This window comes from [Clostridium] aminophilum DSM 10710 (assembly GCF_000711825.1).
Lineage (GTDB): Bacteria > Bacillota > Clostridia > Lachnospirales > Lachnospiraceae > Clostridium_R > Clostridium_R aminophilum.
Genome location: NZ_JONJ01000019.1, coordinates 16,050 through 40,736 on the forward strand (window position 1 = coordinate 16,050; position 24,687 = coordinate 40,736).

At 47.6% G+C, this 24,687-nt stretch carries 23 protein-coding genes; 19 read left to right on the plus strand and 4 right to left on the minus strand.

The window, feature by feature from the left end; genetic code table 11:
- The first annotated feature begins 36 nt into the window (after positions 1-36).
- From BR86_RS0112445 to BR86_RS0112510, 12 genes are all read left to right on the plus strand, one after another.
- Positions 37-3,093 (plus strand): YidC/Oxa1 family membrane protein insertase, encoded by a 3,057-nt coding sequence (locus BR86_RS0112445; protein ID WP_031474377.1) that lies wholly within the window; start codon positions 37-39, stop codon positions 3,091-3,093.
- Positions 3,094-3,438: 345 nt separating this feature from the next.
- Positions 3,439-5,217 (plus strand): phosphotransferase, encoded by a 1,779-nt coding sequence (locus BR86_RS0112455; protein ID WP_031474379.1) that lies wholly within the window; start codon positions 3,439-3,441, stop codon positions 5,215-5,217.
- A gap of 84 nt (positions 5,218-5,301) precedes the next feature.
- Positions 5,302-5,535: a hypothetical protein gene (locus BR86_RS14830; protein ID WP_038288728.1), complete on the plus strand. Its 234-nt coding sequence runs from the start codon at positions 5,302-5,304 to the stop codon at positions 5,533-5,535.
- A 128-nt stretch (positions 5,536-5,663) separates the two neighbouring features.
- Positions 5,664-7,091: a cytosine permease gene (locus BR86_RS0112465; RefSeq protein ID WP_031474381.1), complete on the plus strand. Its 1,428-nt coding sequence runs from the start codon at positions 5,664-5,666 to the stop codon at positions 7,089-7,091.
- A gap of 359 nt (positions 7,092-7,450) precedes the next feature.
- On the plus strand, positions 7,451-8,284 hold the full coding sequence (locus BR86_RS0112470; RefSeq protein ID WP_031474383.1) for an SDR family NAD(P)-dependent oxidoreductase: 834 nt from the start codon (positions 7,451-7,453) through the stop codon (positions 8,282-8,284).
- Between the two features lie 301 nt (positions 8,285-8,585).
- On the plus strand, positions 8,586-9,983 hold the full coding sequence (locus BR86_RS0112480; RefSeq protein ID WP_031474385.1) for an AAA family ATPase: 1,398 nt from the start codon (positions 8,586-8,588) through the stop codon (positions 9,981-9,983).
- Positions 9,976-10,659, plus strand: coding sequence for a hypothetical protein (locus tag BR86_RS0112485; RefSeq protein WP_031474387.1), 684 nt, complete (start codon positions 9,976-9,978; stop codon positions 10,657-10,659). Before BR86_RS0112480 ends, BR86_RS0112485 begins: the two co-directional genes overlap by 8 nt.
- A 65-nt stretch (positions 10,660-10,724) precedes the next feature.
- Complete coding sequence (gene rlmH / locus BR86_RS0112490; RefSeq protein WP_031474389.1) at positions 10,725-11,204, plus strand: 23S rRNA (pseudouridine(1915)-N(3))-methyltransferase RlmH; 480 nt, start codon at positions 10,725-10,727, stop codon at positions 11,202-11,204.
- A 77-nt stretch (positions 11,205-11,281) separates the two neighbouring features.
- Positions 11,282-11,539, plus strand: a complete 258-nt coding sequence (locus tag BR86_RS0112495) for a type II toxin-antitoxin system Phd/YefM family antitoxin (RefSeq protein ID WP_031474391.1) — start codon at positions 11,282-11,284, stop codon at positions 11,537-11,539.
- A complete protein-coding gene (locus tag BR86_RS0112500; RefSeq protein WP_031474393.1) occupies positions 11,529-11,858 on the plus strand; it encodes a type II toxin-antitoxin system RelE/ParE family toxin in 330 nt (109 codons plus the stop codon). Before BR86_RS0112495 ends, BR86_RS0112500 begins: the two co-directional genes overlap by 11 nt.
- Before the next feature lie 418 nt (positions 11,859-12,276).
- On the plus strand, positions 12,277-12,558 hold the full coding sequence (locus BR86_RS0112505; RefSeq protein WP_031474395.1) for a type II toxin-antitoxin system RelE/ParE family toxin: 282 nt from the start codon (positions 12,277-12,279) through the stop codon (positions 12,556-12,558).
- A 13-nt stretch (positions 12,559-12,571) separates the two neighbouring features.
- Complete coding sequence (locus BR86_RS0112510) at positions 12,572-12,874, plus strand: HigA family addiction module antitoxin (protein WP_022750486.1); 303 nt, start codon at positions 12,572-12,574, stop codon at positions 12,872-12,874.
- A 232-nt stretch (positions 12,875-13,106) separates the two neighbouring features.
- Here BR86_RS0112510 and BR86_RS0112515 read toward each other — a convergent pair whose 3' ends face one another.
- Together BR86_RS0112515 and BR86_RS0112520 are read right to left on the minus strand one after the other, a co-directional pair.
- Entirely contained in the window at positions 13,107-14,327 is a 1,221-nt protein-coding gene (locus BR86_RS0112515; protein ID WP_031474398.1) for a tyrosine-type recombinase/integrase, read from the minus strand.
- Between the two features lie 194 nt (positions 14,328-14,521).
- The gene (locus BR86_RS0112520) at positions 14,522-16,228 is read right to left on the minus strand and encodes a hypothetical protein (RefSeq protein WP_051684800.1); all 1,707 of its coding nucleotides are present in this window, start codon (positions 16,226-16,228) and stop codon (positions 14,522-14,524) included.
- 127 nt (positions 16,229-16,355) lie between these two features.
- Between BR86_RS0112520 and BR86_RS0112525 the strand changes: the two genes are divergently transcribed.
- The 7 genes from BR86_RS0112525 to BR86_RS0112555 all read left to right on the plus strand — a co-directional run bounded on the left by BR86_RS0112525 (position 16,356) and on the right by BR86_RS0112555 (position 21,541).
- A complete protein-coding gene (locus BR86_RS0112525) occupies positions 16,356-16,703 on the plus strand; it encodes a type II toxin-antitoxin system RelE/ParE family toxin (RefSeq protein WP_031474402.1) in 348 nt (115 codons plus the stop codon).
- Positions 16,700-16,996, plus strand: coding sequence for a helix-turn-helix domain-containing protein (locus BR86_RS0112530; protein ID WP_031474403.1), 297 nt, complete (start codon positions 16,700-16,702; stop codon positions 16,994-16,996). The genes BR86_RS0112525 and BR86_RS0112530 overlap by 4 nt, the downstream gene beginning before the upstream one ends.
- Positions 16,997-17,241: 245 nt before the next feature.
- Positions 17,242-17,625, plus strand: coding sequence for an Asp23/Gls24 family envelope stress response protein (locus BR86_RS0112535; RefSeq protein ID WP_031474404.1), 384 nt, complete (start codon positions 17,242-17,244; stop codon positions 17,623-17,625).
- A gap of 372 nt (positions 17,626-17,997) precedes the next feature.
- Entirely contained in the window at positions 17,998-19,134 is a 1,137-nt protein-coding gene (locus BR86_RS0112540) for a sodium ion-translocating decarboxylase subunit beta (RefSeq protein ID WP_031474405.1), read from the plus strand.
- Positions 19,135-19,312: 178 nt separating this feature from the next.
- A complete protein-coding gene (locus tag BR86_RS16450) occupies positions 19,313-19,447 on the plus strand; it encodes a hypothetical protein (RefSeq protein ID WP_278245608.1) in 135 nt (44 codons plus the stop codon).
- Between the two features lie 245 nt (positions 19,448-19,692).
- The gene (locus BR86_RS0112550; RefSeq protein ID WP_051684801.1) at positions 19,693-21,075 is read left to right on the plus strand and encodes a M14 family zinc carboxypeptidase; all 1,383 of its coding nucleotides are present in this window, start codon (positions 19,693-19,695) and stop codon (positions 21,073-21,075) included.
- Between the two features lie 184 nt (positions 21,076-21,259).
- Positions 21,260-21,541 carry a type II toxin-antitoxin system RelB/DinJ family antitoxin gene (locus BR86_RS0112555; protein WP_031474409.1) on the plus strand — a complete coding sequence of 94 codons (282 nt, stop codon included), beginning with the start codon at positions 21,260-21,262 and terminating at the stop codon, positions 21,539-21,541.
- 172 nt (positions 21,542-21,713) lie between these two features.
- On the opposite strand, the gene BR86_RS0112565 is transcribed toward BR86_RS0112555, so the two are convergent.
- Positions 21,714-22,265, minus strand: a complete 552-nt coding sequence (locus tag BR86_RS0112565; RefSeq protein ID WP_031474411.1) for a DUF5721 family protein — start codon at positions 22,263-22,265, stop codon at positions 21,714-21,716.
- Entirely contained in the window at positions 22,246-24,156 is a 1,911-nt protein-coding gene (locus BR86_RS0112570; RefSeq protein ID WP_031474413.1) for a phosphotransferase, read from the minus strand. Before BR86_RS0112570 ends, BR86_RS0112565 begins: the two co-directional genes overlap by 20 nt.
- Positions 24,157-24,687 lie beyond the last annotated feature (531 nt).

Below are 24,687 nucleotides of genomic sequence, written 5' to 3' on the forward strand. Positions count from 1 at the left end.
CATCGATTGCTTTCAGAATTTGGAACTGTTACGATTATGAACATGATTGATATTCTTTACACGATTCTCATCGAGCCGCTTCGGCTACTCTTTGAGGTCATCTTTGTCACTGCAAACCGGTTTACGCATCATCCGGGGCTCTCCATCATAGCCCTGAGTCTTGCAATCAACATCCTGGTGCTTCCGCTCTATGACCGCGCGGACGCGGTTCAGGCTGAAGCGCGGGATATGGAGAAAAAGCTGAAGCGCGGAGTCGATCACATTAAAAAGGTGTTCGACGGCGACGAGCGCATGATGATGCTGAACGCCTATTACCGTCAGAACAACTACCGTCCGACGGATGCGATCAAAGGCTCTGTTTCCCTGTTCCTTGAGATCCCGTTTTTTATCTCGGCGTACCGGTTTCTCTCGAATCTGGTGACGATTCAGGGTGTCAGCTTCGGCCCGATCGCGGACCTCGGCGCACCGGACGCGCTCCTTTTTGCATTCGGAACACGGATCAATGTTCTCCCGTTTCTGATGACGGGTGTGAATCTGATCTCCTGCGCGATCTTCACAAAAGGGTATCCGTTAAAGACGAAAATTCAGCTGAACGTGATGGCGCTGTTTTTCCTCTTTTTCCTCTATACCTCCCCGGCGGGACTGGTATTCTACTGGACACTGAATAACCTCTTTTCACTGGTGAAGACGATTGTCTACAAGATCATTGAAAAACGCAGAAGAAAGAGACGGGCAGATGAGACTGCGGAGCTGGACGGAAAGACTGTTGTTCCGGATGGAATGACTGCTGTTCCGGACCGAAAGACTGTTGTTCCGGACGGAAAGACTGCTGCGCCGGATGGAAATGATGCCGCTCCGGACGGAAATGATGCCGCTTCGGGGGAACGGACCGGCGCGGCGGGTGCGACACCGAATCCGGGACTTTTCCGCACCTGCGGCTTCTTCCTCGCGGTGCTGATCGGCGGTGCGATCCCGGCCGCCATCATTCAGGCATCGCCGCAGGAATTCATAGATATTCACGACTTTCACAATCCGCTGTGGTATGTCGGCTCAAGCTTCTGCATCGCCGTCGGCTTTTTCTGTGTCTGGATGAGAGTCTTTTACTGGCTGGCCAATCATCGCGGAAAGGTGATCTTTGAGCGCCTGATGGTGACTGCCTGCCTTGCGGCTCTTGTGAACTATATGTTCTTCGGTCGGGGGCTCGGCAATCTCTCGACGGCGCTCCAGTACGATGACGGAATGAGCTTTTCGCTTGTGGAAAGGATCCTCAATACCGTACTCATGCTGCTGATTGCAGCAGGGATCGTGTTTGTTTATCGTGATTATTCCGGCACTGGCGCCGGCCACCGCCCACAGATCCACTCAGGCATCCTTTTACGCAGCTTCACACGTATCCGCATTCATATCCGCGGCGCGGTTCTGGCCGCGTCGCTTGCGATCTCCGCGATGACCGTTTTCCAGCTTGTCACCGCGAGAGGACCGGTGGAAGAGGCGAGAGCGCAGGCGGAAAGTCTCCTCGCGCAGGGCGAAGCGCAGAAGGCGACGATTCCGCTCAGCAAGACCGGAAAAAATGTTATCGTTCTTATGCTCGACCGCGGTATGGGACCGTTTGTACCATATATATTTAATGAAAAACCGGAATTAAAGAAACAATTTGACGGATTTACCTACTATCCGAATACGATCTCATTCGGAGGCTCGACCATCTTCGGAACGCCGGGACTCTTCGGCGGGTATGAGTATACGCCGGCGGAGATGAACCGCCGGAAGACAGAGCTTCTCGCGGACAAGCAGAACGAGGCGCTCAAGGTGATGCCGGTTCTCTTTGACCGGAACGGTTACGATGTCACGGTCTGTGATCCGACGTACGCGAGCTATGCATGGGTACCGGATCTGACGATCTATGATGACTATCCGGATATCCGTGCATTTAACACAAAAGGAAGCTTTAATGATCCGGAGGAAAAAGCGGCGGAGGTCCGCGACCTGAACCGCAATTTCTTCTGTTTCGGTCTCACGAAAGTCATGCCGGTGATCGTTCAGCCGTATTTCTATCAGAACGGACGGTATAACCAGTCCGAGCAGAAAGTGGCGGCCTACGGCGCGCAGGTGCAGGACGGAATTTCCAGAAGCCAGGGCCTCAAAGCGGCATTTATGAATACATTCAATGTATTAAAGAATCTGCCGAACATCACGGAGATTGTAGGAGAGGGTGATTCGGAAGCTGACGCTCCGGCAGCAGGCAGCGCCGCACAGGCCGGACAGAACGAAAACGTGGGCGCAGCAGGCAGCAAGGGCACCTTCCTCATGATGACGAACGATTCCACGCACGAGCCGATGCTGCTTCAGGAACCGGCTTACGAACCGGCGGACAATGTCGACAATACGGAGTACGATGAGGCGCATCGCGACCGCTTTGATCTGAAGAACGGTTCCATCGAACACAAAACACTTCCGAAAGACCGCGACATGATCATCCACACGGAAGGACGCCTTGCACACTATGAGGTCAATATGGCGTCCATGATCCAGCTCGGAAAGTGGTTCGATTTCATGCGGGAGAACGGCGTCTACGACAACACGAAGATCATTCTGGTTGCCGACCACGGCCGAAATCTGTGGCAGTTCGATGCGCTGACCCTCGACGACGGATCCAGCAATCTCTACGATGCCGAGTCCTATGCACCGCTGCTGATGGTGAAGGATTTTGGCGCGACCGGATTCAAAACCGATGAGACATTTATGACCAATGCGGACACGCCGACACTCGCGCTGAAGGATGTCGTGGAGAATCCGGTGAACCCGTTTACCGGAAAGGTGATCGACAACCGTGAGAAGACCGCACATCCGCAGTATATCATCGGTTCCGATGACTGGGACGCGTCCACGAACAATGGAACGCAGTTCACGCCGTCGACCTGGTTTGCGGTTCACGATGATATGTGGAACCGGAAGAACTGGACGGTAACGGCGGAGAACAGCACCGACCCGCTGGATGTGGCGAAGAAACCAAAGAAGTCGAAGATCATCTACGATGTCAAAAAAGATAAGACAGACAAAGCAGATATAACCGACAAGGCAGACAAAAATTAAAATGTCATACCCATTTTCCCGGAAATGTGATATGATACATGAGGTTTTTTTAGAGACTGCTCCTGTTTCTGCGGAAACGGGAGCAGATTTTTCACCGCATGTTCATAATTTTTGTGAGTTTTAAAAAATGTGAACACAAAAGACTGATGCGAATCCGTCATGAGATACTCCGCGCGGATACATACGGAATACCGCAAGCGCTGCCGCAGGAGATACCGCAAGCAACGCCATGGGAGATACCGTAAGAGAGGACTCACGCGATACCGCAGGTGACGCAGGGAGCGTTACGTTGTCCGTTGGGAAAGCAATGCCACGGATTTCATCAGAACAAAAAGAGGAAATAACATGTTATCAGAAAATCAGTTTAAGCTTCTGGTTTACCTTGAAAAAGAAGGCGGAAGCGCGGAACACACGCAGCGGGAGATCGCCGAATCGGTCGGCTTTGCCCTCGGCAAGACTAACCAGCTTCTGGCTGCGCTCAAAGACGAGCGGCTCATCGATGAGAAAAATGTCCTCACTGAGAACGGCCGGAAGGCGCTGGAACCGTACCGCGTCCAGAATGCGGTCATCATGGCTGCCGGCATGAGCACCCGGTTTGCGCCGCTTTCCTACGAGAAGCCGAAGGCACTTATGGAAGTAAAAGGCGAACTTCTCATCGAGCGTGAGATCCGTCAGCTTCAGGAGGCGGGCATCCGCGACATCATTCTTGTGACCGGATATATGAAGGAAAAGCTCTTCTATCTGGCTGACAAATTCGGAATCGACGTCGTGGTCAACGAGGATTATTACCGCTTCAACAACACATCCACGATCATGCGGGTTCTGAAGGATCTGGGCAATACCTACATCTGTTCTTCCGACAACTATTTTACGAAGAACCCGTTTGAAAAATACGTCTACCGGGCGTATTATTCCGCCGTCTATGCGCCGGGCGAGACCGACGAGTACTGCCTGACCACCGCCCGCGACGGCCGCATCACCAGAGTGGATATCGGCGGAAGAAGCGCATGGTACATGCTCGGACATGTATACTGGGACCGCGAATTCAGCCGCCGCTTCACGGAAATTCTGAAAAATGAGTATGAGAAGCCGGCGACCAGACAGATGCTCTGGGAGGATCTCTACATCCAGCACATCAAAGAACTGGATCTTTACATTCGCAAATATGATGAGGAGGAGATCAAAGAATTTGATTCTCTGGATGAACTCCGTCAGTTCGACGAGTCCTACTGGAATCACACCCACTCCGCGATCTTTCAGAATATCTGCGGCGTGCTTCACTGCGAAGAGAAGGATATTGAGCACATCCATCCGATCAAGACGGGCCTGACCAACCTCAGCTTCTTCTTTACCTGCAAGGGCAGAGATTATGTATACCGCCATCCGGGTGTCGGCACGAACGCCTACATTAACCGTGAGAGTGAGGCGAGATCCATGGATGCGGCCGGGAAGCTCGGGCTGGATGACACCTTCATCTACATGGATGCGAAAGAGGGCTGGAAGATCTCGTACTTCGTTGAGGACGCGAAAACGCTCGATTATCACAACGATGAGCAGGTCAAAGAAGCCATGCGGATGCTGCGAAAGCTGCACACGGCCGGCGTGGATACCGGGTTTGAGTTTGATATCTGGAAACAGATCAAAACCTTCGAGGAGACGCTTCGGGCGAGCAACCGCGATGATTTTGCCGATGCGCCGGAACTGGCCCAGATGATTGAGAAGCTCCGCGGATATACGGATGCGGACGGCGTGGAGAAGACGCTCTGCCATGCGGACAGCTACGATCCGAACTTCCTGATCGGAAAAGACGGGAAAATGTACCTGATCGACTGGGAATACTCCGGCATGGCCGATCCGGCGGTCGATCTCGGAACCTTCATCGCCTGCTCCGATTACAGTGTGGATGAGGCGAAAAAGCTCATCACTACCTATTTCGACGAAGTGCCGGATGATGAGGTGATGCGCCATTACATGGCGTACGCCGGCATTTTATCCTACTACTGGTTTGTATGGTCCCTGTATCAGGACAGCGTCGGCAAGACTGTCGGCGAGTGGATGTATCTCTGGTACCGTCATACAAAGATGTACGGAAGAGCAGCGCTTGCGATGTATGAAACCAACTGAAATACCGGTGCCACAAAACAACGGTAAAACAGAGTTGAGGATGAGAATATGAATAATAACCAGAACAATGAAAGGAAGGAACCTATGGCAAATGAATTAACCGGCAGCATGCCGAATGCCGCAGTAAATGCAGACAGCAAGTCGAATGATATCGGAAAGCTCATCTACGATGAGACCGAAAAGCGCCTTGCGGAGATGGAGAAGCCGGAATACGAATTTCCGAAGCAGCTGAAAACCATCGACTGGGTAATGATCACCGGAATCTGCGTGGTCAGCTTTGTGCTGATCGCCATGTGTATGACGGGCGCAATCCGGTAATCGGATTCGCATAGCGGGAACATTCAATGAAAAAGACATAAGATAAAGAAATGCATTGAATGACCATATTCTGTAGCATTATTTCATAATCCGTCCGCAGTCATTCCGGACAAAAAGGAGTAAAACCAATGAACCATTCCGATTATATCGCTCAGGAAACGGTAACCGGCGTCGTTCCGATGCTGAAAAAGGACCGTCAGTACAGTTTCCTCGATCTGTTTCTTTCCACCAGCGGCTTCGCGATCGCAACCTGGTGCTACACCCAGGGCGCGTATGTCGCTCAGTACCTCGGTTTCAAGCAGATGCTCATCAACATTTTCTGCTTTAATCTGATCTGGGTAACCCTCGAGTGCCTTCCGGTGCTCTTCGCCGTTCGCTACGGCATTGACCTCTGGATCTGGCTCCGCTCCGTTCTCGGACAGAAGGGCGTTGCCATCCTTGCAACCGTCATCAGCCTTGCAAACTTCGGCTGGTATGCCGTGGCAGCAGGCCTCTTCTCCTCGTCCATGATCAACCTTGCGGGCAACATGGGACTCGCCCTCGATCCGACGGTCTGGAAACCGGTTCTGGGCGTTCTGTGCGTTTTCCTCGGCTGCCTGATCGCAGTCGGCGGACCGGAGGTCATCAAGTGGACGAACCGTTTCCTTGTAACCGCGCTTCTCGGCGTCGGCGTCATCATCGTATTTCTCTGCTTCAGCGCGGTTCCGCTGAGCGACATCCTGAATGTTCAGCCGGTTCTTGAGCCGGGTACAAGTCCCCTGATGAACTTTATGGTTTCCGCGGAGGGAAATGTAGCATTTGCGTTCTCCTGGTCCACGCAGGCGCTGGTTATGCCGCGCCTCGCGAGAACCGAGCGCAGCGGTTACTGGGCGACCACACTTGCCTACGGCGTTGTGGCACCGTTCTTCGTATTTGCGGGCGGCGTTATGGCGCTGGCCATGTTTGTCCGCACCGGTGTTTACGAGAGTGATCCGACCGCAATGCTCGCGACACTCTGCGGCGGCGGTTTCGCGCTTCTTTCCCTTCTGCTTGTGGCATTTGCCAATGTCGGCACACAGGGAACCGGATCTTACGTCAACTGTATGATCATCAAGAGCGGTCTTCCGAAACTTAACTACCGCATGCTCGTCATTCTGACCGGCATCTATGTGGCGTTCCTGACCGTATGGGGCGGAGTAGAAGAGAACTTCGGTGCGTTTATCTCCATTGCGGCATTTATTCAGGCGCCGATCATCGGCATGTCCATCGTCGATTACATGATGGTAAAGCGCAGAAAGATTTCGCTGAAATCCGCATATCACATGCAGGGCCATGACGCGTATGAGTTCACGGACGGCTTCAATCTGGTCGGCCTGGCGTGCGTCATCATTTCCTGCGTTGTGACCGTATTCTTCGTATACAATCCGATCACAGCGACCGCGCAGAGCCCGATCTTCCTCGTGACAACCGGAAGCGGCTTCGACGCGATCTTCGGTGGCCTTCTCTACTATGTGGCGAGCCTTACTCCGCTGAAGAGCTACATGCTGAAGGACCGGAACGATCTGGAGATCGTGTAATACAAAATGCATACTCGATAAGACATGGCACATTGCATAGACAGAACCTGCTTCTTGTAAAGCAGATCGATGGAATGCAACCGTGAGATTCTACAGGAGTTTGAATACTGAAATTTGCAGCCATACTGCTTTGTTTCCCGGATGAAATAAAGCGGATGGCTGCTTTTTTCGCGGACTTTGTTCTTTTGCGTGAGAACTCAGCGCAGTTCAAGCCTGCTTTGTCCTCTGCGTTTGCTGCGAAAACGGGAAAAAACGGTGTCGGAGATATAAAAAACTTGCATAAATCAAGAATAGGTATATGATGGAAAACAAAAACATATAATACAGATAGGCATACAGTGATAAAAAGGAGCGGGAAAATGGATTATGAGTTAAGAGATCAGTCTGTTGTTGTGACCGGAGGCAGCAAGGGGATCGGTTTTGCGGTCTGCAGAGAATTCCTGAAAGAAGGCGCGATCGTCACCTTCAATGCCAGAAATCGGGATGAAGTGGAACAGGCAGTGGAGGAACTGTGTCATACGGAAGTGGATGGTCAGACGGCGGAAACCATGAGGAACCGGATCCATGGACTGGTTCTGGACGGTACGGATGAACAGGCGGTATCGGAATTGGCATCTTTTGCAGCGGAAAAGAGCAGCAGCCGGTCCATTGCTGCCTGGATCAACAATATCGGAACCAACCGGGCGAGAGCAGGAGAAGGATACACGGACGGGGAACTGGATTTTCTGATCGCGGCAAACTTTAAGGCCACCGTCTTCGGCACGCAGGCGGCATTTTCCTTTATGAAACAGAACGGCGGAAGTATCGTCAATATCGCGAGCCTTGCCGCCCGCGCGGCAACCACAGGGCGTTCGACCATCTATGCGGCGATGAAAGCGGCGGTGGTGCAGTATTCCCGGACTGTGGCCGGTGAATACGGCGCGTACAATGTCAGAGTCAACAGCCTGATGCCGGGATATACAATGACGCCGCTGGTCGCCTCCACATTTACGAAAGAGGCGTTGGATCATCTGATGGAGAACAATCTTCTCCGCCGCATGGCAGATCCCGAAGAGATCGCAAAAGCGGTGCTGTTTCTGGCAAGTCCCGTGTCCTCTTATGTGAACGGAACATCACTCGAAGTGTCCGGCGGACATAACATTGTGCTCAATCCGGAGTATTCGTTTTTGAGGAAGAAAGCGGAGAACGGATGACATAGAGTGCAAGAGAAAGAATTCAATTGAAATGAATCACATAGAAAAGACGTACGGTGGAAAAGACGGATTGACGGAAAATGAATTTAAAAAACAAATCAAGAGATGTTATTTTGAAAAGAATGGAATATAAAATTTCGAATCACAAATAAAGTTGATATTTCCTCCGGGAATGATCTATAATGCAGTAAGAATACAATGATCTTATATAGAAAATTGCCGGAAATTATGAACACTATTAGTTTAGCTCGTGGATTATAGTATTTTCGTGTCCCATAAAGCCGGTGATGGAGGAATTATTATGAGAACACCCATCGTACGTCTTCAGACTCTTGCGATCAGGAACATAAAGAATGTTGAGGATGGTGAGATTCAGATGCCATTTGCACTCAATAAAGAGATGACATATGACAAGGCGGAAATTCTGGGCATATATGGTCAAAATGGTTCCGGTAAGACAGCGGTTGTTGATACAATTCATTTCCTCCAAATGTTGCTTTGCGGAAAGAGTATTGATAAAAGCTGGTCTGATTATATCGATTCAAGAAAAGACACGGCGCAAATTCAGGCAGTCTTTACGGTATTTTGTGAAAACGCAGTATATGATGTCACCTATTCCGTGGTCATATCGCGGGACGGTGAAATGGTAAAAATATCAGAAGAGTCGCTGGCTTCCGCAACGATTACATCAGATAAACGTACCAACAAAACAACATTTCTCAGCTTTCAGACCGGAGAGTCTGAAGCATTCACTCCGAAAAAAAGATATGATGAGATTATAAAACAAGTCCCGAATGCGACAATCAATTTAATTGTCGCAAAGAGAATAGCGGAGAAAAGCAGATGCTCCTATATCTTCGGTGAAAACAGCAGAGAAATTTTTCTGTCCTGCGACGAGACCGGAAGGGCAAGATGGGACTATGCAATCATTATTTCGGCGTTATTTACCTTTGCAGTAAAAGACCTCTTTGTTATCCGGAATACTCATTCCGGATATATTACGGCAAACATTGCCTTGCCGATGGCATTCCGAATTGATGAAGAAAATAGTGGAATCAAAGGGGATTTTGCTGTTTCGCTTCGGGAACCGACGCTGATTGATCTTAATAAGCTGGAAGTACTTAATAAGATTATTGCTGATATTAACACTGTGCTGTTCACTATTATTCCGGGAATGAACATTCTTGTGAAAGATCTTGGTGTGCAGACGTTGGAAGACGGACAAGAGGGACACCGTGTTGAACTGTTGGCACAGCATTATGATCTTCCGGCCATCCCAATCCGTATGGAATCCGAAGGTATTATCAAGATCGTTTCTATTTTGAATGCTATGATTCAACTTTTCGCTAATCCGTCGATCTGCCTTGTAATCGATGAGATGGATTCCGGAATATTTGAGTATATGTTTGGCGAACTTCTGTCGATAGCTGCTAAAAGCGCAAAGGGACAGCTGATCTTTACGTCGCATAATCTCCGCCCGCTGGAAATGCTGAATAAAGACAGCATTGTATTTTCTACGGCGAACCCACAGAAACGATATATTCATATGAAAAATGTGAAAAATACAAACAATCTTCGGGATGTGTATATTCGGAGCATTACTTTGGGGGGACAGAACGAAAAACTGTATGAAGAAACGGATAGTCTAAAGATAGCACGTGCATTCCGGAAGGCTGGCAGGAGGATTGCAAATGGCTAAGACTGAGAAGAAGGTTATTGCGATCATCGTAGAAGGTCCGACAGATGAAGATGCAATCGGTTCTATACTGAAAGCATATTTTTCTTCGGAGGAAATCCAATTTGTGGTTATTCATGGGGACATCACGTTGCAGAAATATGTCAATGCCGGCAATATCATCCGGGTGATTGATGAGCAAATCCATATCATGATGAACCGGTATGGTTATCACGATGCGGATATGAAGCAGATTTTTCATATATTGGATATGGATGGTGTCTGTATTCTGGATGAGGACGTCAGGGAAGCGAAACAGATGACCTCCATAAAGTATTACTTAGATCACATTGAAACGCCGGATGTAGGATTCATTCGGGAGAGAAATCATCGAAAAAGTGACATTCTTTTTAAACTGAGCCATACAACAAGTGTTCACAGAATACCATACCGTGCTTTTTATAATTCGAGAAATCTGGAACATGCATTGTATGGAATTGCGGATGATATGTCGGACGATGAAAAAATGGAACTTGCCGATGATTTTGCGGAGAAATACGAGGAAGATCTGGAAGGCTTTCTCCGACGGATTGGTTCTGCGGATATTGCGGTTCGGGGAACCTATCAGGAAACGTGGAAATTTATTCAAAATGGACATCACTCTCTTGAAAGACATTCAAATATGCATTTGATGTTTTGAATATAACGCAGTGGAAAAAAGTAAATCCCTTTCAGAAGGATACGATGTAACAAGAGGAACAACCAATGAAAATCACCATTCTTTGCGTCGGAAAAATAAAAGAAAAGTACTGGAACGGCGCCATTGACGAATACATGAAGCGTCTCGGCCGCTACTGCAAGCCGGAGATCATCCAGGTGCCGGATGAGAAGACACCGGACAATGCTCCACCGGCAGTAGAAGAGCAGATCCGTATTACGGAAGGAGAACGTCTTCTGGCAAAATGGGATGAATCCGCATTTACCGCGGCCCTTGCCATTGACGGTGAGATGAAAAGCTCTGAGGGACTGGCCGAACTGATTGAGAAAAAGACCGTCAGCGGCGTGAGCCACATTCAGTTCATTATCGGCGGGTCCCTCGGTCTTTCCGAGGCGGTCCTGAAGAAAGCGGATTACCATCTCAGCTTTTCCAAAATGACCTTCCCGCACCAGCTCATGCGTGTTATTCTGCTGGAGCAGATCTACCGGAGCTTTAAGATCATCAGCCATGAGCCGTATCATAAATAATTTTGAGATGTAAGGGAAATAAAAATTGAAATGCGACCAAATATATACTATAATTTGGCCACAGAAAGGAGGACTCTATGCAGATCGTTCCAATGAGAGATTTAAAAAACACCGTTGAAATCGAGCGTATGTGTGCAGAAGCGAATGAGCCGATCTTTATCACGAAGAATGGATATGGAAGACTTGTTGTCATGGACATCGACTACTATGAACGGACAATGAGAAAAATTGATGAGGCGGCTCTTGTCAATAAGGGAATCGAAGATTATGAGAACGGAAATGTGGTTGACGGCAAAACTGCGCTGAAAAGAATAAGGGAAAAACATGGTATTTAAAGAATACGAATATGTTTTTACTGAGATGGCAGAAGCTGATATCGATGAAATACTATCATATATGGCAGAAGATTTATCAAACTCGGCTGCGGCTGCAAATTTTGTGACGAAACTGGAAGATACTCTTCAAGAGATTTGTAGGAATCCGAAGATCGGAAGACCTGTAGAAAATTCGTATATAAGGAGAAATGATGTTCGGCGTTTTCTGGTAAATAATTTTACGGCGTATTATTTTGTCGATGAAGAAAACGAACACATCATTGTTTTGAGAGCCGTATTCAGCAGACGGAATCAGGAAACAATCAGTAAGACACTATAGAGATGGAATAATGTATTATCGCTGGAAACAGATATAAATACTGGATTTTTAAATTGTTTGGTTGCAAAATGGTTGCAATAATCAGCAGTTTAATATTCTGTCTCATTTTGTCTCGTTTTGACCTGTTTTGTCTCGTCTCGTCCGACATTGGACATATACGCGGGAAAAGAATAGTGATAATATTAAGATAGAAAAATCAAAGGCATTTAAGATGCGTGAGAAGAATTGATTTTCTTCCCACGCATTTTTTATGCCTATTTTTTATGTGCAGATTTAAGCAAGTTTAAGGAGGTGGTGGAATATATGCGTGTTCAGGATTGTTATTCGTTAATGAACAAGATTTATTGAGTAGAGGATTGACAAAACGAGTAATAAGGTATATCTTTAAAACAGAAGTACTAATGGAGAACAGAAGTAAATGATAGCAGAATGGCATGATAAAGAGGCCGAAAAAATATGGAATATGAATTTCTCGACGAAGCTGCCTCATGACATTCAGAAGACAGCGAGAAGAAAGCTTGTAATGATTCACTCGGCTGCAAGCATTAATGATTTGAGAATACCGCCTTCTAATCATCTTGAAGCATTAAAAGGAAATCGAGAAGGCCAGCATAGCATTAGAATAAACGATCAGTATAGAATATGTTTCTATTGGAATAACGGAAACGTAATTATTGAAGAAATTGGAGATTATCACTAAGGAGGTGACCTATATGATAGATTTAGGACCTGTATCACCTGGAGAAATATTACAGGAGGAGTTTTTGGAACCAATGAATGTAACAGCATATAGACTTGCCAAGGAGGTTCATATTCCTCAGTCGCGAATCAGTGATATTCTAAACGGAAAGAGAGGAATTACAGCTGACACTGCTATGAGATTCGCAATGTACTTTGGAACAACTCCTCAGTTTTGGCTTAACATTCAGAATCAGTATGATCTTGATATGCTTAAGGTAACAGGTAAGATTGTTGATATGTCAGATATCAGGCCTTACAATCTTATGCAAGGTTAATGGTTGCACTTTGGTTGCAAAAAATCGTAAAAAGCAAACGAATTGACGGAATAAATGTAAAACCACAACAACATATAGCTACATAAGGAAATCATTTTCGCAAGATATTGATGCCTTTCTAGAGATGGAATGAATCATCGGAAAATGTATCAGGCGGCGGGACAAAGATCCTGTCGCCTGATCTGTTATTGATCGAGTAATCAGTGAAACGGGTTTTGATGAGCGATGTCGATCATAAATGATCCAGATATGACGCAACCTTCTCCATCTCGCTGCGCCTCGTCTCATCCAGACTGTGCGCATAGATATCCATCGTCGTTGAGAGAGAGCTGTGGCCGAGAATGCTCTGCAGTGTCTTGTAACTCATGCCGTTTTCAATGCAGCGCGTCGCGAAGCAATGACGTAACGTATGGAACGTGAAAGAGTGACTGATGCTATTATTTGCAAGAAGAGGAGTGATGATTTTGGACAGGTCCTTCTGGACACAGGCCTGATAGATCGGTTTGCCGCAGGGGCTCGTAAATACAAGATTCGGGATGACTTTCGTACCGTTCTTGACTCTGTAATCGGGAGAAAGGGCAGGAACACAGACGGCGGAACAGGCGTTGACATCTTCATCGCCACGGTCCGGAGCGGCGTTCATCGCCGCTTCATGGAGTAGCCGTTTCTGTTCTTTGCGGTGTTCTGCCAAAAGCTCGGCGGCAGCGGAAATCATCGGAATATCCCGTTTGGATGATTTTGTCTTGGGCGTTTCGAGGAACAACCCTTTTTCTGCGGTGTAATCCAGCGTATGACGGACATGGATCAGCCGGTTTTCCATGTCGATGTCATTCCAGCGAAGGGCGGTGATCTCGCCGATCCTCATCCCGGTCAGTGTCGCCAGCTTGTAGAGAGGGTAGTAAAAGCTGGGCAATGCGGCATTCAGGAAGATCAGTTCTTCTTCGGCGGTCAGAACCTGCTTTTTCGGCTTTTCCTGCGTCTTCGGCCGGCTGATGTTCTTCATCGGATTAAACTCGATCATTGCATTCTTTCTCGCCTGTTCCAGCATTCCGTAAAGCAGCACCCGGCTGGTATTGATCACGGTGGGAGAGTAGTGGTCTGAAAGATCGTTCATAGTCTCCTGAAGCTCTTTGGCGGGAATCTGATCGAGGCGGTAATCCCCCAAATCATCGGCAATGTAGTTTTTATATGCTTTCCAGTAAGAATACGCCGTCACGGCCTTACAGTTCTTTTTATAGATAGTCATCCATTCCAGAAACCACTGATTCATCGTCGGCGTCGTCATGCGTTCACACAAATGATTGTAAACTTCATATTTCTTGCGATACATCGCGATCTCCGCGTCTTTTAAATGGGCACTGTATCCGCTGTACGATACTCCCTCATGCTGGAACCGCCACATATAGCGGCCGTCCTTGCGATGTGTAATTCCCTGTGGCAATTTCTTCTCCATAGTCGTCATCTCCTTATTTTAATATAGTAAAGATATTAAACATAACATCGCAGATAACTTCAGTTCGATAAGAGTTATACGGGAAAGAGCGGGAAAATACAGTAAAATACGCAAAAGGAGTCCCGCCGAAGCGGGACCCCCCCTGTCATGATTTTCATTCAGACAAATGAAGATCACATAGTAGTTAGAATGAATTACTTCGTGTTGGCCTTTTTAGCATTAGCTGCATCCGTCTTAGCAACTGTAAGCTTAGCCTGATTCAGGAAATCATAGTCTTCTGCGAATGCTGTTTCAGTAGCATTAAGAATTTCGTTACCTAAGATGTAGTTATCTGTGCTGTCGAGATGGATGTGCGGAATAACAGCATTATCTTTAATGAATTTGTTATATTCGTTTGTCCAATCGATCGCGCCAGTATTCTTGTCCTTCTCGAGGTTGATTCTGTAGTTTTTGTTGTTAATGCTAAGAGTCTTATCCTCTTCGGTATCTCCGGTGAAGAGTTCGATATCTTTCTTAGTGCATGTCTTCTGGAGTTTACCCTTACTGTTTACAAGATAATAATTATTATCTACGTAGTAAATTCTGTAATCATCATCTGCTTCCAGTCTCTTACCCATGAAGTAGAGATATCCATCTTTCTCACCGGTGATGCCATGACCTTTACCGGTGTTCTTGGTCTGGAAATAGTAGGTGAAGGTATCGCCATCTGCCTCTTCAACGTTGGAAATCTTACCGGTCTGCATATAACCGTCATCGTTAAAGAAGTAAGTGTTGCCTTCAATGTACTGAAGGCCAGTCTTCATTCTACCAAACTGGTCAAAGCAGAATGTACCGTTCTTACCGTCCCAGGAGAGCTTTTCTTTCTTTCTGTATACCGGTGATCCTTCATCGTCCAGACCGGTCCAATCTTTACGCTCAGCCTTTGTGAGAGTAGAACGACCCGCTTCAGCTGTAGCATCAAGCTTATCTGCGTGTTTTGCTTTACTGTCTTTGAAGTAATACCAGTTTGTATCACCGGCTTTATCTAAAGCTTCCGAACCAGAGATGTACTGCCAACCCTTATAACGCGCACCGTTGTTTGCGCCATCACCATTCTCCTGATACCATCGCATATCAGTGATGTCGACATTGCCATCTGTTGCTTTATCAAGCTGGCCATAGGTAGCATCTACTTTTCTGTTGAAAACCCACTCATAGAGCATCTGACCGTGATTGTTGAACGCAAACTTACGGCCTTTGATGGTTTTTTCGCCTTTCTGATGATAGAGCTTTCCGGATGCATCAAACCAATACCAGCCTTCGTCATCACAGTCATCTTCTTCGTAACATCCAAGGACACTGTGACCGGTATCAGGATCATCAGTATCATCATCGATTCCGGATTTCTCAAGCCATCTCCATTCGTTTCGAGATTCCCAGCCTTCATCCTCTGTTCCAAGATAGTAAATATTATCACCGCTATTCTGCCAACCGGTAAGCATCTTACCATCTTCACCGAAGTGATATGTCTTGCCGCCGATAGTCTTCTTAGCATCCTGAATCTTCTTACCCTTGGCATTGAAATAGTACCAATGCTCACCGGTATCTTCCGGGCTGTCAACATCCTCATCATCCTCGAGAGTCTTAACCCATCCATTGGTGATCATCGCGCCATCTTCGCCTACATAGTATTCATCCTCAACCCACTGGTTGATTGCCATGTTGCCGTCGTCGTCAAGATAGAACCACTTATTGCCGTCCTTCTTCCACTCGCCGGTAACCATGTCATCGTCTTTGTCGTAATAATGCCATGCACCTGTCTCGTCCTTCTCCCAACCAGCGGCGAAGGATGTCATAGATGCGCCCATAGCAAGAAGAGCTGCTGCAGAAAGAACTGCAACATATTTAGTCTGCTTTCTCATTTAATGCACACTCCTTTTTCCTTTGTGTTTTGTGTAAATGCTTTTTCTAAAAATGCAGATAAAAGTGAAACTATGGTTGACAATATGTTCTATACAACATATTATTGAATTAGGAGAAGGAGTAAATATGTTCGAAGTTGAATTCTATGATACAAAGGATGGTTATTGTCCAGTTCGTGAATTTCTGAATTCATTGGAACCCAAAATGTTGGCGAAGACGCTCCGCACTATCGATTTATTGGAAGTTAATGGTCCGGTTCTTCGAGAACCTTACTCTGGACCGATGGGAGATGGAATATTTGAACTCCGTACTAAACAAGGATCGAATATTACCAGAGTTTTTTACTTTTTCTTTGTAGGACAAAAGGTAATTTTGACTAATGGATTGTTGAAAAAAACACGTAAAACACCGAAACAGGACATCGATCTTGCAAAGAAATACAGGGATGATTATATGAGGAGGTTTGGGAAATGAGCAGCTATAGAAAATATAAGGAAGAAGTTTTAAAAAATCCTCTTGTAAAAGAAGAGTATGATGCGATTCAACCGGAATATGACATTATTCAGGCAATGATTAATGCCCGAAATGATCAGAAAATGACTCAAAAGGAATTATCAATAAAAACAGGAATTACTCAGGCAGATATTAGTCGCATTGAAAACGGCACACGCAATCCAAGCTTGACGATGATGAAGCGACTTGCAGAGGGACTTGGGATGCAGCTTAAACTTGAATTTATTTCACCGATCGCAAAGAAATCTGTCTAAGATATCAATTGAGTCAAAAGTTGTGTCAAGAACGGCTTGCTTCATGTAATGGATAGCGTCTGCAAATCAAGAATCAATCAAGTTTATATTGCAAAATAGAATAGGTCGATGCCGATGAAAAAGAAAAAGTTGTGTCAAACCATGTGTATTTTCTCACACAGTTTACTATCCCCCCGCAATTTGTTATAATGTCGGTATACTTTACAGATAATGCATAACGCTAACAATATGAGGAGGATAATCCCATGGCTGAAAAGGCAGAGAATACACATACAATCTATTCGGGCAATTCCATCGGCGAGGTGAAGATCGCGGATGATGTCGTGGCTGTGATTGCCGGTCTTGCGGCGACAGAGGTCGAGGGCGTTCACTCCATGGCCGGAGATTACACTAAGGAAATGCTGTCTAAACTCGGCATGAAGAACCTCGGAAAGGGCGTAAAAGTTACCGTTGACGAGGATCATGTCTACGTCGACATTTCCCTGAATATCAAGTACGGTTACAGCATTCCGAATGTCAGCGTTGCCGTTCAGGACAAGGTGAAAGATTCCATCGAGAACATGACCGGACTCTCCGTTCTGGAAGTCAATGTTAAGATCGCCGGTGTCAATGTTCCGGCTGAGAAATAAAACGGAATAGAAAGCAGAACAGTGATTCTGCGGATTGAAAAATGAATACCGTTAAAGGGGAGTAGTTTTCAGCATACAATCAACATACCCTGGGTTTGTCCCATGGTTGTATGCCCTTTGAACACCAAGGAACAAGACTTTTAACATGTATCCGCTTTTGAGATGACGGGGGAAATGGCCCGTTTCTCAGAATGCCGTACATGTTGGAAGTCTTCTTTTTTTCGGATCATCCGGCATGGTTTGAATATGACTCGCCGGCTGGAAAACGGTATCGGGCGGTATGTCTGCTCAATTTTGGTTTGAACGGAAAACATAAGCAACATACGAGGACAGAGTTTATCATTGTGTATGGACGAATCAAGGAGGTAACGCATGTCATATCTTTTGGAAGGCATTCTTGCGGTGACACCGCAGCAGATCGTCATGTATCTGATCGGAACATTTCTCATCTGGCTTGCCGTGAAAAAACAGTACGAACCGGCTCTCCTTCTCCCGATGGGCTTCGGAGCGATTCTGGTCAATCTTCCGCTGTCCGGCGTGATCAACCAGAATATGGCCGGTATCGGCGAGACTGCCGGAATTATCGAGTGGCTGTTCGAGACAACCATTGAGGCGTCGGAGGCCTTGCCTATTCTGCTTTTTATCGGCATCGGGGCAATGATCGATTTCGGACCTCTTCTCACACAGCCGGTGATGTTTCTGTTCGGCGCTGCGGCGCAGTTCGGCATTTTTTTCGCCATCAGTCTCGCGACACTTCTCGGTTTTGATTTAAAAGACGCCGCGTCGATCGGCATCATTGGCGCCGCCGACGGCCCGACTTCGATTCTGGTTTCGCAGATTCTGCATTCGCGCTATATCGGCGCGATCGCAGTGGCGGCGTACTCCTATATGGCGTTGGTGCCGATCATCCAGCCGGCAGCGATCAAGCTGGTAACCACGCATAAAGAGCGCCAGATCCGTATGACGTATAACCCGCGGGAGATTACGAAACAGACCAAAATCCTCTTTCCGATTCTGACAACGATCATCGTGGGCCTGATTGCTCCTGCATCGGTGGCGCTCGTCGGATTCCTGATGTTTGGAAATCTTCTCCGCGAATGCGGTGTGCTGGATAATCTTGCCAAAACCGCGCAGAATGAGCTGGCCAATCTCATCACCATCCTGCTCGGCATCACCATTTCCTTCAGTATGCGAGCTGACGAGTTCGTGCGCGTCGATACGCTTCTCATCATGGCGATCGGATTGATTGCATTTATCTTTGATACCATCGGCGGCGTATTGTTCGCCAAAGTTCTGAATCTGTTTCTTCGCACTAAGATCAACCCGATGATCGGCGCAGCCGGCATCAGCGCATTTCCGATGTCTTCCCGCGTGGTGCAGAAACTTGCGACAGCCGAGTCCAACGGTAACATTATTCTGATGCAGGCAGTCGGGGTCAATGTCTCCGGCCAGATCGCGTCCGTGATCGCGGGCGGACTGGTCATCAAGCTGGTCGGACAATACCTGTGAGAATTGGTGAGTATTGGTGAGTATCTGTGCTGATGAAAATGCCATAGTCAGACAGAAATGGCATCGGATAGTCCGGATATCGATCGTGGGACGATACAGCATTTTCGGATTGAGAATGAAGCGGAAATGACAGTTTAACATCGGTATCGGATGCAAAGGAGAGAAAGGAAGACGTGATATGAACTCAAGTGTGATGCAGAATTTCCTTATATCCCTGCAGATCATGGGGCAGGGGATGGTCGGAATCTTTCTGGTGGTCATTCTCATTGCTCTGGCGGTGTATCTGCTCGGGAAGTACGGGAGAAAAGGATAAGTATGTATTCATTTTACACAGCGGCAAAACTGTGACACAATTCATCTTGTATCCCTATCCGCATCTGCTTATAATAGACATCGTTCGTCGAAATAGTTATGAAAAATGCAACTATTCCGGCGGAACATAGAGTATTATGTGTTTGGCAATAATTGGGTGGGAAACAAAGAAATATGAAACAAAAATTCACAAGTGTAAGAAAATACAAAACGACTGCAGAACGAACCGCTTTCAGACGAAGGAGCATGAAATCCGCAACGGTGATCACACTGACCGCGGCATTGCTGACGCTTTCACCGTCAATGCTTCCGATGGCATCCGGAATGTTAGCGGCAACAGGCGGAACCGCTGCGGAATGGATTGAAATTGCTGAGGCAGCAGGTGCCTTAAAAAGCGTAATTACCGGTGAAATCACGGCATATGCCGGCCCGGCATCGGAGATCACTGGGGCAGACGGATCGTCCAACACAGATCCGGCGGGTGCGGCGGCAAACGGATCATCCGGCACATCGGGCGGCGGTTCCGCGTCCGGCCCGGCGGGGACCGGGACATCCGGCGGCGGAGCGGTGACCGGCCCGGCAGGCTCAGGAAGTTCTTCGCAGACCGGGGGAACAGGAGCTTCAGGCGGTTCCGGCACACAGACTATGCAGAATGACAATTACTATAATGCCGGCTATAGTGACAGCATCGTAAATCCGGTCGACCGGTATTCCTACGATCAGATGTCAGCCGACATGAATGCCCTCAAGGCAAAATATCCGAATCTTGTGACGGTGTCATCCATCGGCACAACCGCGGATGGCCGTCAGATCTATGACATTGCGATCGGTAATACGGGCGCTCGAAAGAAAATCCTGTTTCAGGGCGCAATGCACGCCAGAGAATACATCGTTGTTCCGATCTTGATGCGGCAGGCGGAGAATCTTCTGCAGGGGGCGGCAAATGGCGGAACACTGAACGGAACTCCGGTCAGCAGTCTCCTTCAGAATATGTGTATTCATTTTATTCCGATGACCAATCCGGATGGTGTCAGCCTGAGTCAGTTCGGTCTCGGCGGCATCGGACATGAAGAACTCCGGAACGGAATCCAGCAGATGTATGCGCAGGATCTCGCAGAGGGAGTAACGCAGGTTTCCTTTGAAGAATATCTGAGACGCTGGAAGTCCAACGCGCGCGGCGTGGATCTGAACCGCAACTTTGATGCCGGTTGGGCAGAGAAAAAGACGGTGGAACATCCATCGAATCAGGGATATAAGGGAATGGCTCCGCTGTCGGAGACAGAGAGCAAGGCTCTGGCGGATTTCATTGATCGCGAAGGATTCCGCGCCGTGATCAACTATCACGCGATGGGAGACGTGATTTACTGGGATACGGAGAATAACAGGGAAGCCGCGGTTTCACTGGAATTTGCTAATCTCGTTCACAATGCGAACGGATATGCGATCCAGTCCTGCGACGGCGTGGCCGGACTCAAGGACTGGCTTCAGCGGAGAGCAAACTCCATTCCGGGAATTACAATTGAGGTTGGCCGGAGCAATGCACCGGTGAATTTCGGCGAATTCTCGACTCTCTGGGAGCAGAATAAGATGGTTCCGGGATTGATTGCGCAGAGCGTGATGAGCCGGTAAGTGTAAATCAAAAAGGCAAGGTATAGCAAAGCAAAACTCATATCAGCAGTGTTGGATCTCTGTTGATATGAGTTTTTTGTCAGTTATCAGCACCTCAATTATCAGTTTTTGTTTATTGTTTTACACAGTATTGACGATGTGATTACAACAAGATATGATGGAACTATAGAAAGGAGCTATGATAATGGCTACAACGAATATCAATGTTCGCGTCGATACGGAACTTAAACAAAATGCAGAGAGTTTGTTCAATGATCTTGGGTTGAATATGTCTGTCGCAATCACAATGTTTCTGAAGAGTGCCGTATCTCATAATGGAATCCCTTTTGAAGTTAAGCGCCAGGTCCCGAATGCAGAGACGGCAGCCGCTCTGGCTGAGTATGAGGAAATGAAGAAAGATAAGTCTTCTTATAAGAGATATCGTTCATTTGACGATATGTTTGATGAGGTTACCGCTGATGCTTGATATCGTTCCGTCCAATCGGTTTAAGAAGGATTTAATTGATGTAGTAAATCTGCCAAAGTCCGTGCTGGCACGAGACATTGGCAGGTTTATTGCTATAATGGGCGGAATCTGTGAAATGTGTTTCGGCCCGGTGGATGACCGGTATGATATATCATGATCCGACCGGCAGCAATTACCCTTCCATCGCCGCGATCCCCGCGGTCTTCAGAAACTTCCTGATCGACTCGTCCCACTCTCTCTCGACACTCTTATCCAGCGTAAACTGGCCATAAGACACCGCCGTGACACAGGTGAGGGCTTTCTCGGCGTATCGGATATTCAGATATAATCCGGAGACGGTTCCCTCTGCCAGATTCGGTGCAGTGCTCCGAACGAATTTTTCTGTCCCTGCAGCCGGGAGTTTCAGGACAACCGAAAAACTCTCCGGGAGTTGTTTCCCTTTGATGATCTGAAAACAATGCGGCCGCAGCAACTTCCAGGTCGCGTAGCGGTCAGCCGGAACCGGAGACGAGTTTCCGGCAGCGGAAGCCGGAGAGCTGTTATCCGCGGAAACTGCCGAAGAATCAGAGGCCTCTTCTAAAAATCCTCTCCTCAGCTCCCCGTCAATTGCAAACGAGCAGAACGTCGAAAATGCTGCCTCCTTCACCAGAAAACGGTCAAAAGTCTCCCCGGTAAACAGCTGCTTCGTAAATTCCTTTAAGTCTTCAATCTTTAATGCAATCATCTAAATGCTCCCTGACAATAATCTGATAGTAGCGTCTGGCAAAACCGTACATTCGCAGAGTGCTGTCGCCGGCATCAATGCCGCGCATTCCGCCGGATACCGCCCTCAGAACTCCGAGAAAACCGCTGAGTGCGGCGAGACCGAAGGTTACATACTGTTCCTCTGCGTCCGGCTTCCTTCCGAGATAGATCTCCAGAATTCGCAGCGTCTTCCACTCATCGTAATCGTTGTTCAAAGAAAACATTGCCAGATCCATAAGCGGATCCTGCATTCCGGCATTTTTCCAATCCACAAGCCGGACGTTGTCGCCGGAAAGGAGAATAAAACGATCTGCCGACGGGTTGTTGTGGCAAAGAACCAGCGGACGTTTCAGCGAAGCAAGGTCGTTCTGGATTTTTCGCATATTCTCCCGCATTTCTGCGTAATCTGCGAAGAGAAAGCCGGCCATGTCTCCGCAGAACTGTTCCCGCGCGGAAATCTGTGAGTCAAGATCATACGGACTGTCGATGACAAGCGCGGCGTCATGAAGCATCCTCAAAAGACTGAGACATTTTACAGTGGTCGGAGATGCCGGATCTGAAAGATTAACAGGCAGAGTATTGACATAATACCGTGAGATCTTATAACCTGTCTCGATATCAAACGAGATGATCTTTTCGGATAAGTGCAGCGGCCGAACTGCGTTGTATGCGGCGTATTCGCCTGCATAAGGGTTAAGCGCACGCCGTTGAAACGGATTCTGGGATGCGGCGCTTGTCAGTGAAGAATGGTGTATGGAACGGATCGGAATCCGACACACAAGCTGTTTTCCACCGGCGTCGCAAAGATAAACCCGGCTTTCCGTTTCTTCACTGAGCGTTCCGAGAACCGAAACCGAGGCTTCCGGAAGTTCACATGCCTGCGCTACTGCGCGGACTGCGGTTCTTGAAGAGATCTTCTCCCGTTCGGATCCAAAGGTATGTAATTCTGAAGGCGAATGAAAACGATAAATCTGACCGTCCTCAATCCGTTCGGCATAGAGTTCCTGATCGTCGGTGCGGCTCAGAATGACCGATTCCCAATCGGTGGCATTATTTTTCGGCATCAAAAAAGCCTGTTCCGCCTTTGCAGCCCATAACTTGCTTGTGGCCGGGTCCGGACAGGCCGGGCCGAAAAAGACCAAGGTATTTTCACCGCCGTAAACCGTTTCCTCCACCCGGTTTCTTTTATTTAAGGAAAGGCACCATTCCCTGACCGGACCCTTCTTATATACAGAACTCACTTTCGCACCGCACTCATAGGTATGAAAGAGATTGGTGCGGAGCCAAATGTTGCCGTTCAGCAGATAAACCCGTTTTCCGCGGATGTGATCTTTCGCGCTGCAGAAAGAAGAAAGCGTTCCGGGCGTGATGAAGCCGGGATTATAGAGAAGCCGGACTTGAAATTGGTCCGTGAGGTATTCAAACATTTCCTTCATGTATCCGATGACAACCGTGATATCCCGGATTCCGGCCTCTTTTAGCTGACGGATCAGCCGCTCGATCAGCACCTCCCCGTTAAGGCTCCGCAGCGGAAGCGGCATAAGCGCTGACGCCGGAAATGTGATCTGCTGGTCGCGGCATTCGAATCCGTATAAAAAGATCGAATGGAGATCGCCGAGCGGGCGGTCCGCAAAGATTACGGCGCCGTCGACACGATAGTTTTCCAGATATGCGATTCCACTCTCGGTGATCCGGTGTGTCATCTTGCGCAGCGAAGTTCCCGGGACTTCCGCGAGGAATCCCTTTGCCGTACAATCTGCCACAAGTGCATTGGCGGTTCCTAGGGATACGCCGAGAAGATCGGCCAATGCACGCTGTGAGAGCGCATCATGTTCATAATAGCTGCGTATGACCATTCCGATCCGATCCATAAAACCTCCGTAAGAATACATTCCATATGTTGTTCAATAAAGGGTTTAAATATAATTCATATGAACATTTTATAACGGGAATTCGGGAAAAACAATGGAAACCGCATGAAAAAAGGGAATTGACCCTTTTATAACGCAGATATTGCAGGAAATATTGCATTCAAACCTTACGAAAACAAGTCTCAAATTGTAACGTTTCCGTAAGAAATCAATTAGAAAGTGTTTATAGCAATCCAAAAAGCAGTATATTATAATGTGAACTGTAATCGGAGAACCGGGAACATAAAAGGATTCCACGGAAATGATTAAGAAAGTTTTAATCCTGACTTGATTATTTCTGAAGAAGGCTGTATAATGTGCCGGTAATGCGATCAGGAATTTCGAGAAAAAGCATTTACAAAAACACAAAGGAAAAAGGAGTGTGCATTAAATGAGAAAGCAGACTAAATATGTTGCAGTTCTTTCTGCAGCAGCTCTTCTTGCTATGGGCGCATCTATGACATCCTTCGCCGCTGGTTGGGAGAAGGACGA